Origin of the sequence: Chondromyces apiculatus DSM 436 (assembly GCF_000601485.1) — a bacterium.
GTDB classification, from domain to species: domain Bacteria; phylum Myxococcota_A; class Polyangia; order Polyangiales; family Polyangiaceae; genus Chondromyces; species Chondromyces apiculatus.
The window spans coordinates 31448-43316 of sequence record NZ_ASRX01000066.1; the positions used below are offsets into that span (position 1 = coordinate 31448).

Consider the following 11869-nt stretch of genomic DNA (forward strand, 5'->3'; position numbering starts at 1 on the left):
TAGGGCCGCGCAATCTGTTTCCGAGCACGACGACCGGACGGGAGCGCTGGCCACCTGTCGCAGAGCGCGACGCTCAGCCTGCGCTCCGCTGCTTCCGGGGCGTGGAGGTGCTCGCGGCGTGACCCGCCCGACTGGTGGGTCGTCGGTTACTGACCGTCGATCACTGCCCGCCGATGATGCCGCCGCCACCACCGCCGCCGACGTAGCAGAGGTGCAGGTAAGGCCGCTGCGAAACGTTCGGGTGCTCGCTGCTGCGGTACGAGTGGAGCGACGACGACGCCTCCTCAAGGAAGAAGCCGTGGTTGCCCTCCGTGCCGGCCACCCAGTCACCCACGATGTCGGTGACGTCGATCGCGTGCGCCGCCGACCCGCTCACGGTGTTGAACGAAGCGAGGACCGCGGGGTCGTAAGCGTTGGCGAAGTTGCCCGCGGTGACCGTGCTCTCCGTCCAGGCAGCGAGCGCCTGGTGGATGTTGATGGTCGACAGGTTCGCCGTGTACTCCTGGAAGATCCCGAAGGTCGCCGAGGTCACCGCCGCGCCCGCGGGGACGAAGCTCAGGTCGAACTGCACGAGCGCCCGCTTCTGGGGGCTGGTGTTGCCGGTCCGGAGGCTCGCCTGGGCGCCCTCGTTGTAGTTGGGCGACTGCGGGTAGATGGTCGCGTCCTCGACGTGACCGAAGGTGCCGCGCTGCACCGTCACGCAGGTCGGCGCACAGACGCCGCCCTCGTCAACCTGGCCATTGCAGTTGTTGTCAATGGTGTCGCAGTATTCGGACGCGCCGGGGTATGTGGTGGCGTCGCCGTCGTTGCAGTCGTCGCACGAGCTCACGCCGTCACCGTCGTTGTCGATCAGCTCGCAGGGGACGGTCCCGCTGCAGTCCTCACCGATGCACCCGTTCAGTCCGGTGATGAAGGCGCCGCTGTCGAACGCCTGGTCACCACTGTCGCAGACCACGATCTGGAGCACGTTGTTGACGGAGCCGCCGCCGAGGGGCGCGCGGGTGTTCAGGATCCCCGTGGTGCCGTCGTATTCGGTGCCGTTCGCGGGGGTGAGGACCACGGAGCCGCCGCTGAAGAACGGCCCGTTGATGGTGATCGGGTTGCCGCCGTCGTCGAAGGCCACCTGCTGGCCATTCAGATACACCCCGTAGACGTCGTTGAACGAGGAGCCGACCCACTCCGGATACTCTTCGGAGCCGAAGACGGAGTTGAACTGGATGCCATTGAAGTTCGCGTTGAGATCGAAGGTGAGGGTGAGCACCGAGGCGTCGTACGTGGTGTAGCCAGGGACCAGCGCGTCACAGAGAGGATGTCCCGGCAGGTTGTTCACCGTCGTCGTCTGCCCCGAGTCGTCCGGCGGGAGGGCGCCGAGCGCCGAGCCCGTGGTGAGGAGGGCACCGTTTGCGAGACCCAGGGGGCCATCCGTGTACGTACCGGAGGCGAGCGCCGAGCCCGAGTAGCTGACCGCTGTCACCGTGACCGCACCGCCGCTGCCCATAATGGCGTCGGCGAGGGCCTGTGCATTGTCGGTGGGCGAGACGTTCAGCGCATGCGCGCTGCCCGCAATCGCGAGGGAAGAGATGGCGAGAGAAGCGGCGGAGAGACGACGAAGACCCATGACACGACCTCCGAATGACGGCACCAGGACGCCCCAAATGGCTGATTGGGTTGGGCCTGCCCCGCCGGGGGAGCGGCCTGCGATGTCCTCTTATTAGCCGGGGACCGTTCAATGTCAATCAGATGATCAGTCGCATGGAAAACCGTTATCGCGAAAAACCGGCCAGTATCTGCGCTCTTCACGGGTCATGTCAATGCGCCCCTGACGCCACCGGGGTCGGTCGCGATTTTGAACCGAAGACAAACTCTCCACGAGAACACGCCTTTCCTGCACCTGTCAACGGTCGCCCGCGGCGGACCACCACGGAATGGGGGCGTACGAGACATGGCTACGCAATCGCGAAACCCCTTCGTTTCAAGCGGAGAGCGAGACCGGCGTGAAATGATCCATCCATGGAGGAGTGCGCCGGAGAGCGCCAGCGCGCCGCCGCGTCCGGTAGGGAGCCGGAGCGCACATCTTCCGACCCTGAGGCCGGGTCGTCGATGGCCGCGCTCCCGGATCGATGGGGGCAACGAGAAGGTCGAACTATCGCATGGGACGCCGCGGCACCGGCTTCGCGACCGCCGAGGGCTGGCCGCGCGCGCGGGAGCTTCGTGAGCAGCGCTCTTCAGCGTTTCGTGCAGCTCGACGCGCGTGTGATCGTCAGCCCTCGGCGCGTTGCACGACGTCGCCGTGCACGCGCATGCATGCACGTGCACGCGCTGGACGACGCCCAACGCGGCTCAAGCATCGCCGGACGAGCTGTGATAGAGGGCGGCGGTGACTGACCGCCTCCGTACGTTGATCAGCGCCTTCGAGATCGCTCTGGCGACCGTCGCGTCCCTCTGTTTTGGCGTGAGCTTCGGGCACACCTACGGGGTCGACAACCAGGTCGTCTACTTGCTCGGCTCGCTGCGCTTGCTCGACGGCAGCATCCTGCAGCGCGACTGGTTCGCTACCCAGACCACGCACTACCACCCGACCTTCAAGTACCTCGGCGCGGCGCTCATCGCGCTCGACAGGCAGGGAAGGGCGGTGGCGATCGCCCAGACGCTGACCATCACCGGAGGGATTCTCTGCGTCTACGCGCTCCTCCGCGCCCTCTGCGGCGCGCGACGGGCGCTGCCCGCGTTCCTGCTGCTGCTCGCCATCGCCTCCATCACCCGCACATCCGCGCCGGGATCGACGTACGTGTTCGACTGGATCCTGCAGCCCTCGACGCTGGGAAGCGTGGGGCTGCTCGGCGCCGCCGCGTTCTTCGCCCGCGGTCGGTGGCTGGCGTCAGGGCTGTGTGCGGCGGGCGGCGGGTTGTTCCACATGAACTACCTGGTGCTGCTCATCATGGCGCTGGGGGTCGCGCACCTCGCCCTGGGGCGCGAGGGCCTGGTGGGGAGGCTCCTGCTCCAGCTCGTCCCACCCTCGCTGGTGCTCTTTCTGTTCCTGCCGATGCTTCTCGGGGCGACAAGCTCGCCTGCCGCGGCGGAAGCCCAGCGGATCACCTTCGAGATCCGCTCGCCGCATCATTACGAGCCGTCCACCTTCGAGAGCGGGTTTCAAGGCTCGGTGGCCTGGATGCTGCTCGGGGGCGCGGGGACACTGTGCATTGCCACCCGGTACGCGCCCGCGGCGCGGCGCCTGGCGGCATTCATCGGGGGGCTCTCGCTGGTGATCTGGGCGGGGATCGTCATGTCCACACTCGTCCACGTCCCCAAGGTGACGCACCTCTTCACGTGGCGCATCGGTCCCCATGCGAACCTGCTGCTCCAGGCGGTGGCGTGCGCGGGCGCCGTCACGGTGCTGACGGATCCGCGGAGCGCGCGCAAGGCGCCTACCCTCGCGCTGATGCTGGCCCTCGGGGGCGCCGGGGTGATCGGCATGCTCTACGGCAACAGAGACGCGACGGCGCTTCCGCAGGTCGTGCTCGGCGCGACCGTGGCGGCGGCGGTGGTGGCGTTCGCCAGCGATGCGATGCGTACCCTCGGCACCGGGACGTGGAATGCCCGGCTCGGCCGCGCCCTGCGCCAGGTGGCGACCCCGGTGCTCCTGCTCGGCGCGCTCGCGGTCTTCGTCTCCGCGACGCGCGAGCAGCTCGCCAAGTACGAGGACAGGTCGAACGTCCCCGAGGGGATCCGCAAGCACGAGGCGGACCTTTGCCAGTGGATGCGGGAAAAGAGCCCGAAGGAGGCGCGCTTCCTGACGCCGCCGGACCTGGAGACGATCCGGTACTGGGGGCAGCGGGCCATCGTCGTCGACTGGAAGTCGAACCCCGGGCTGCCCGACGAGGTGCTGGAGTGGTTCCGGCGGCTGAAGGACGTCACCGGCCGGCCGAAGTTCTCGAGCCGCAAGGACCTCGCCGGCTACGACGACATGGACGCCGCGCGCCTCGCCAAGCTGAGCGCGCAGTACGACGTCGACTACGCGGTGATCCGCGCACGCAAGGAGCGCGCTCTCGACGGCTACCCTGTGGTCTTCTCGAACGGCCACTACGCCGTGCTCGATGTCCGTGGCAAGCGCTGACCCGGAGCGCGGCTGGCTCTACCGCCACCGCTTCGCGCTGCTCGCCTCGGTGGTGGTGGCTGTGGGCTTCGGGTGGCTCCTGCACGCCGGGGCGCTGCCGGTCGTACCGCCACGCGAGGCGTTGCAGCGGATCCCGGTGTGGATCATCGTCGCCCAGGCGCTGCTCTACCTCGTGGCGCTGTACGTACGCGCGCACCGGTGGTCCTGGCTGCTCGCGCCGATCCAGCCCGTCCCGTTGCGCCGGGTGCTCACCATCTCGTTCATCGGCTACGGCGCGCTCCTGCTCCTGCCCTTCCGCACCGGCGAGGTGGTGAGGCCCGCGCTGATCCGCAAGCGGGAGAACGTCTCCGGATGGGCGGCGATGGGCACGGTCGCGGCCGAGCGGATCATCGACGGGCTGGTCCTCAGCCTCCTCCTGCTCGCGGCGCTGTGGAGGGCGCACCCCCTCGAGCCGCTGCCGGATCACATCGGGGACCTCGCCGTCCCGGTGGCCGTCATCCCCGTCGCGGCCTACAGCGCGCTCGCCGTGTTCGCCGGAGCGTTCGCGGCCATCGGGCTGTTCTGGTGGCGGCGGACCTGGGCCAGGCACCTCGTCGAGGCCACGGTGGGGCGGGTGTCGCCAGCGCTCGCCGAGCGCATCGCGGGCGTGCTGGAGCGGCTGGCCGATGGCCTGGGGTTCTTCCCTCGCGCAAGCGTGACAGCGCGCTTCCTCGGGGCGACGGTGCTCTATTACCTGCTCATCGCGGCCTCGGTGGAGCTGCTCGTCTGGGGCGCCGGGCTCCACCCCGTCGATTTCACCCGGGCGACGGCGATCGTGGGTGTCCTGCACCTCGGCGTGCTCCTGCCCAACGCGCCAGGCTACTTCGGGGCCTTCCAGGTGGCGGTGTACGCGGGGCTCGCCATGTACTACCCGCCCGCAGAGGTGGCGGGCCCAGGGGCGGCGGTGGTGTTCCTGCTCTATGCCACCCAGGTGGGCCTCACCTTGCTCACCGCCGCCGTGGCCCTGGTCGTGGAGCACCGCAGTGCGCCCGCTACGCCCGCCGCGCCCGCCGCGGCAGCGCGCGAGGGTAGCGGGGCGCTGCCGCCTGGCTAGGCCCGACGCGGACGCCGTGCTATCCCGCGCCGCATCCATGGCGCTCTCTCCCAAGGCCGTCCTCGGCGACGCGAACGTCTACACCTTGCTGCAGCACCTGGTGGGTGCGCACCTCGCGCGCAAAGCCTGCATCGAGGCGCTGGAGCCCCGCCCTGGCGATCACATCCTCGATATCGGCTGCGGGCCTGCCTACTACCTCGATGATCTGCCGGCGTGCGACTACTACGGCTTCGACACGGACACGCGCTACATCGCCCACGCGCGGCGTCGCTTCGGGCACCGGGCACGGTTCTTCGACGAGCTGTACACCGAGGAGCACCGCGTCACGCTGCCCCCCTTCGAGGGCGTGCTGCTCATGGGCCTCCTCCACCACCTCGACGACGCCCAGTGCAACGACCTGCTCGCGCTCATGGGACGCTCGCTCGTCCCCGGAGGGCGCGTCGTCTCGCTCGACACCGTGCTGTTCGACGGCCAGTCCCGCGTCTCGCGCTTCCTCGCCCGGAACGACCGCGGCGAGTTCGTGCGCTCGCCCGAGGCCTTCCGCGCGCTGGCGCGCCGCCACTTCGCCCGCGTCGAGAGCCGGTTGCACGGCGACACGTGGCGCATGCCCTCGGCGCACTTCAGCATGGTGCTCTCCGAGCCGATCCAGGCCGCCCCGTGAGCGACGCGCCCGACCCCGGGTCGCTCGGCGGCACTCGTCCCGACGCGGCGCCGCCCCCCGCCCGCAGCAGCCTGCTCAAGCGCGCGCTCCGCTGGCTCGGGCCCATCATCCTCGTCATCGTCATCCTGCGCATCCCCGACCGCGGCGAGATGTTGCGCGCGCTCGCCGCCGCCGCGCCGCTCCCCATCCTCTTCGCCGTCCTGCTCAACGCCGCGAACGTCTACCTCAAGGTCGTCCGCTGGCAGGCGCTCCTGCGCACCCGCGGCATCCGCTACCCCACCGGCCGCGCCTTCTCCGCCTTCCTCTCCTCGGTGTACGTCGGCATGTTGACCCCGGGACGCGTGGGCGACGTGCTCCGCATCCAGTACCTGCGCCACGACCTCGGCGTGTCCTATGCCGAGGGGCTCGCCTCCATCGTCATGGACCGGCTCTGCGACCTCTACGTGCTCGCGGCCTTCGTCGCGTTCGGCGTGGTCCGCTACAGCCCCGTCATCGTCGGCGAGCTGGCCTACGTCACCTGGGGAGGCGTGGCGGCCATCGTCATCGCGCCGGTCTTCCTCCTCGTCCCAGGGCTCGCCGAGAAGCTACTCCGGGGCATCTACGACAGGCTCACCCGCGGCAAGGCCGAGGGCGGCCTCGATCGCTTCCTCGTCGCGGTGCGCGCGAACATCGGCCGCCCCCTGCTGGTGACGATCCCCCTCACCACGCTCGCGTTCGTCGTCAACTACGTGCAGGGTTGGATCATCGGCCAGGCCATGGGCATCGACCTCGGCCTCACCGACGCCACCTGCCTCCTCGCCATCGCCAGCCTCCTCGGCCTCCTGCCCATCTCGGTCTCCGGCGTCGGCGTGCGGGAGCTGTTCTTCTCGCTCGTCTTCCCCCTGCTCGGCCGTTCTCCAGGCGCCGGCGTCAGCTTCGGCCTCCTGGTCTTCGCGGTCATCTACGTGGTCAACATCGCCGCCGGGTTCGTGAGCTGGCAGCTCGCGCCGCCCCCCACCGGGTCCGACAGCGACGCGCCCCAGCGCCTTGCTTGACAAGGGCCTGAAAGTAGCCGAGACCTCCCGCCCGTGCGGGCCCGCCTACGGAATCACGTCTCGGCCGCGCTCACGCGCATCGACAACGCCGCCGACCAGGCAGTGAGCGCCGGTCTATCCTGGCTGATCTGGCCGGTCTTCTACGCGATCACCAGCGGCGCTGGCGTGTGGATGCTGACCCACCGCGACAAGATCGCGCAGGCCGCCACCAACAAGCTCGGCGCCGACGTCGCCGCGCAGATGGCCAGGTGGGTAGGCGCCACGGCGGCAGTGCTGGTCCTCGTCTACGTGGGGAGCGTGGTGGTGGCGAAGCTCCGCTCCGGCACCTGGCGCGGGCTCGAGACCGTCGGAGAGCTCAACCGGCGCCTCCGCTTCCTGCTCGCGCTGCCCTTCATCCCCGCGCTCTCGCTCACGAAGATCGAGGTCGACAAGCCCGAGCTGACGTACCTGTTCGCCGCCCTCTGCGCGGGCATCATCGGCTGGGCCGTCTACGGCTGGACGCACCCGCCCCACGCCGAGCCCGCCGACGACCTCGGGCCCGAGCCGCCGGCGTCGAAGAAGCTCGGGGCGCGCGCTGCGGCCGGCGCTGCCGTGGCCGCGCTCTGGGCGGGGTACGGCCTGTTCTTCTCGCGGCTGTCGATCACCAACCACCACGCGCTCAACACGCGCGCCATCGACCTCGGCTACTACGACAACATCTTCTACCAGTCGGTCCACGGCAAGCCCCTCTCCTGCACCCTGATCCGCGGAGGGTGGCACGGCTCGGCGCACTTCGATCCGCTCCTCGTCATCCTCTCGCCGCTCTACCTGCTCTACCCGAGGGCGGAGATGCTGCTCGTGCTCCAGGCGATCTGGGTCGGGTCGGGCGTCGTCCCGCTCTACCTGATCGCCAGGGACAAGCTCGGCAAGCGCTTGCCCTCGGTGGTGGTCGCCGCCCTCTACGCGCTCTACCCGGCGCTGCACGGGGCGACCATGTACGAGTTCCACTCGCTCACGCTCCTGTCGCCGCTCATCCTGTGGGTGCTCTACTTCCTGGAGCGGGGCTGGCTGCGCGCATACGCCCTGATGCTGATCCCCACGCTCCTCCTGCGCGAGGACGTGCCGCTCCTCCTCTGCTTCGTGGGCCTCTACGCCATCGTCTCCAGGCGCCCGGGCTACGCGCGCGTCGGGTGGCTGACCATCCTCGTCAGCGCGATCTACTTCGTCGTGGTCAAGCGCTACATCATGCCCTCGCCCGGCATCTTCATGACGGGCAAGGACGCGCACTCGTACGCCTACTATTACGAGGACCTGATCCCGAACAAGAACGGCGTCGGCGGCCTGATCGTCTCGGTGATCAGCAACCCGGCCTTCGTGCTGAAGCACATCTTCGCCGAGGCGAAGGTCCGCTACTTCCTCACCCTGTTCCTCCCGCTCGCGTTCCTGCCGTTCTTCGCCCGCAAGGGCCGGGTGATGCTCGCCTACGGCATGCTCTTCTGCTTCCTCGCGAGCCGCACGGCGGTCTTCTCTCCGGCGTTCCAGTACTCAAGCACCATCATCCCCATCGCCTTCGCGCTGGTGCCCATGGCGCTCCAGCAGCTCGAAGACGGGCGCCTCCCCTCCGCGCTCGGGCTCGACGCCCGCCGGATGTCACGCGCAGCGCTCGGGATCGCGTTTGCAGCAAGCCTCTTGCTCTCCTGGAAGTTCGGAGGTTTCGTCGCGAACGAGGCGTTCCGCGGCGGCTTCTCCCGGGTCACCCGCAAGCTCAGCCCCGATCAGGAGCAGACGTACGCCTGGCTGAAGGAGCAGGTGGACAGCCTCCCGATGGCCGCGAGCGTCGGCGTCACCAACAAGCTCGGCCCCCACGCCTCCAACCGGAAGGACGTCTACTTCTACCCCGGCCAGGGCACCGTGCGGGACTGGCTGCTCCTCGACGAGGGCGAGCTGAAAGAGGCCGACCGGAACAAGCACCAGCAGCGGGTGCAGAAGGGCGACTACCGCCTGGTCTCCCGGCACAAGAGCACGAAGTTCGCGCTCTACCAGCGCAACCCGAACGCGAAGCCAGAGCCCGCGGCGCCCGCAACGACCGCCGCACCTGCTGCGCCCGGCGCGACCGGCGCGCCTGTCGTACCCGGCGCGACGGCGACTGCGGCGCCTGTCACGAAGCCGCGGATCCCCAAGCCGAACGAGAAGCCCACCGAGGAGAAGCCAGACGAGGAAGGCCCCGAGGAACCGCCCGGCGGCGAGTAAGCGTCTCGCTGGTCTCCACGGCGGCAGTGGTCTAGAAGCCGCCCCCATGCTTGGAGACTCTCCGCGCCTGAGGGGCGGGCTGGAACGCGCGCGGTGGGTCCTCTTGCCGCTCCTCATCGCCGGCGCGGCGGTCTTCTTCGGCACCTTCGTCCACCGGTTCTACCCCATCCAGAAGTGGCTCTTCTGGCGGTACGCGGGCTACTGGTTCCTCTGCGCCTTCTGGTCGGCCGGGTGTGTCTCGATCGGGCACCTGACCATCACCCGGGTGATCCGCCGCGAGCTGCCGATCCTGGAGCAGCTCGTCACGAGCTTCGCCATCGGTCTCTTCGAGTTCTTCCTGGCCATGAGCGTCGCCGGGGCGCTGCAGCTCTACCACCCGGTGCTCTTCTTCGCGCTGCCGCTGCTCTTCCTCGCGGCGGGGTTCGTGCCGCTGCGCCGCTACCTGTCGCGGGCCATCCGCCACCTCCGCCACGCGCGCCAGAAGGCGCCGCCACTGCCCCTCTGGACGTGGGTCATCGTCGCCTACGGCCTGATCGGGGCGGCGATGATCTACTTCCTGATCCTCACGCCCGACAACATCCAGTTCGACTCGCGCTGGAAGCACCTCGCGCTCGCCGAGGACTACGCGGTCCACGGCGGCACCCGCCGCTTCCCCGAGGGGTACACCGTCGCGACCTACCCGCACATCGCGACCTTCATCTACACGTGGGCGTTCCTCCTGCCGCGCGGGCTGCTCTTCGACAAGGTCGAGCTGGCGGCGCACATGGAGTACGTCGGCTTCCTCTGGACCCTCGCCGCCATCCCCGCGACGCTGAGGCTCATGCTGCCGGCGCGCCTCCGGCCGCGGTATCTCTACCTCAGCTTCGCCACGCGGTTCCTGTTCCCGGGCGTCTTCCTCTACGACTCCAGCGTGAGCGGCGGCGCCGACCACATCGCGGCGGTCTTCGCGCTCCCCACCTTCACGCTGCTCCTGCGCGCCTGCCGTGACCTCTCGCCCCGGTACATGGCGCTGCTGCTCATGCCCATGGCCGGGGGCGGGCTCACCAAGTACACGGGCGCGATCATCATGGTCCCCTTCCCCGCGCTGGCGGTGGGGATCCGCGCGGTGATGCTGGCCTACCGCGGCTACCGTGGCGAGATCCCCGCGGCGATCCGGAGGAACTGGTATCTCGGGCCGCTCGCGGCGCTGGGGTTCGGGCTGCTCTACACCGCGCCCCACTGGCTGAAGAACCTCATCTATTACACGGACCCGCTCTACCCCACGCTGTACAAGCACATCGCGCTCACGCCGTGGACGCCTGACGGGCCCGACATCTACGAGTGGGGCTACAAGAACCACCAGTTCTGGAGGCCGGAGCGAAACCTGAGCGGCGTCGTGCGCACGGTGCAGGCGTTCTTCGACTTCTCCTTCATCCCGAACGACTACCGCACCTACCACGGGCGGGTGCCCATGTTCGGGTCGCTCTTCACGTTGCTGCTCGCGTGCCTCCCCTTCCTGCGGGGGACGCGGCGCGTCTGGGCGCTCGTCGGCTACTCGTTCATGGGCGTCTTCACCTGGTACTGGACCCACCACCAGGACCGGTACCTGCAGGCGATCGTGCCGCTCTTCGCGGCGACGACGGCGGCGATCATCGCCCTGCTCTGGCGAAGCTTCGACGCCTCGGCGCCGCGCTTCGTGCGCCTCGCCGGGGTCGGGATCCGGGTGGCGCTCTCCGGGCTCATCGGGCTGCAGATCATCTGGAGCGGTGACACCTACTTCATCCCCACCCACGCCATGATCCGCTCGCCGCAGAAGGCGGTGCTCGACCTGCTCGCCAAGGGGCACCAGCGCAAGTACGACGAGCGGTTCAACGTCTACCCGACGTGGCAGGCCCTCGGCAGGGCGCTGCCCAAGGGGGCGCGGGTGCTGCTCCACGACAACCACGTGCACCTCGGCATCAACGCCGAGTCGGTGGCGGACTGGAACGGGTGGACGTACGGCATCAGCTACGGGCGCCTCCACTCGTCGCGCGAGGTCCACGACCTGATGGTCTCCCTCGGCGTCACCCACATTGCCTGGGAGAAGGAGGTGAGCAAGGGCTGGGACACCGTGGCGGGGGACTTCATGTTCTTCGACTTCACGCTGAAGCACACCAGGAACCGCTCCGCGCACGGGCGCATGCTCCTCGCCGCGCTGGGGCCGCCGCCAGCGGACGCGCCGTTCCCCACCGGCACGGCGTGGCTCGGCTGCAACGACGACTACAAGAGCGGCTACTACGAGCTGCACGACCTCACCGTGCCCGTGTTCGGGCCGAAGCGCCTCGCGTTCCCGAAGCCGCGGGTGGCCCTGGCCGCCAAGGACAAGGCCGCGGCCGAGGCCCTCATCGAGGCCGCGAGCTTCGTGGTGATCGATCCGCGCTGCGAGAAGACCACCCCGCCGTCGGTCCGCGCCTCGTTCACGCTGGCGGCGAAGCGGAAAGAAGCGCACGGCAAGCGCCCCACCCGCGAGCTGTACGTCCGCACCTCGGGCGCGCCTGCGCCCTTGCCCGAGGATCTCGGCGCGCCCGGAGACGAGCCGGACGACACGGCGGGGAAGGACGACGATGACGATTCACGCGACGGGGCCTCTCCGGCGGACAAGGACGACGACACGCCGGGCGCGGACGACGACGACGACCTGCGCTGAAGGGCACACGGAAGGCCGCGCCGGCAACCCCCGGATCCTGGGGACGTCAGCGCCTCCTACGCAGGCAATCTGC

General features: G+C 69.3%; 7 protein-coding genes. 6 read left to right on the forward strand and 1 reads right to left on the reverse strand.

Annotated elements, in window-relative coordinates:
• Window positions 1-160: 160 nt before the first annotated feature.
• Entirely contained in the window at window positions 161-1618 is a 1458-nt protein-coding gene (locus CAP_RS46050; protein WP_052376451.1) for a choice-of-anchor L domain-containing protein, read from the reverse strand.
• Between the two features lie 759 nt (window positions 1619-2377).
• Here CAP_RS46050 and CAP_RS32860 point away from each other — a divergent pair.
• From CAP_RS32860 to CAP_RS32885, 6 genes are read left to right on the forward strand one after another with little or no spacing between them, the layout of a single operon-like run.
• A complete protein-coding gene (locus CAP_RS32860; RefSeq protein ID WP_156041355.1) occupies window positions 2378-4114 on the forward strand; it encodes a DUF6798 domain-containing protein in 1737 nt (578 codons plus the stop codon).
• Window positions 4095-5207, forward strand: a complete 1113-nt coding sequence (locus CAP_RS32865; RefSeq protein WP_044248096.1) for a lysylphosphatidylglycerol synthase transmembrane domain-containing protein — start codon at window positions 4095-4097, stop codon at window positions 5205-5207. Before CAP_RS32860 ends, CAP_RS32865 begins: the two co-directional genes overlap by 20 nt.
• 37 nt (window positions 5208-5244) lie before the next feature.
• Window positions 5245-5868, forward strand: a complete 624-nt coding sequence (locus CAP_RS32870; RefSeq protein ID WP_044248097.1) for a class I SAM-dependent methyltransferase — start codon at window positions 5245-5247, stop codon at window positions 5866-5868.
• On the forward strand, window positions 5865-6902 hold the full coding sequence (locus tag CAP_RS32875; RefSeq protein ID WP_081865514.1) for a lysylphosphatidylglycerol synthase transmembrane domain-containing protein: 1038 nt from the start codon (window positions 5865-5867) through the stop codon (window positions 6900-6902). The genes CAP_RS32870 and CAP_RS32875 overlap by 4 nt, the downstream gene beginning before the upstream one ends.
• Window positions 6903-6935: 33 nt before the next feature.
• Complete coding sequence (locus CAP_RS32880) at window positions 6936-9131, forward strand: DUF2079 domain-containing protein (RefSeq protein ID WP_052376452.1); 2196 nt, start codon at window positions 6936-6938, stop codon at window positions 9129-9131.
• 46 nt (window positions 9132-9177) lie between these two features.
• Entirely contained in the window at window positions 9178-11796 is a 2619-nt protein-coding gene (locus CAP_RS32885; protein ID WP_156041357.1) for a hypothetical protein, read from the forward strand.
• Window positions 11797-11869: the final 73 nt, after the last annotated feature.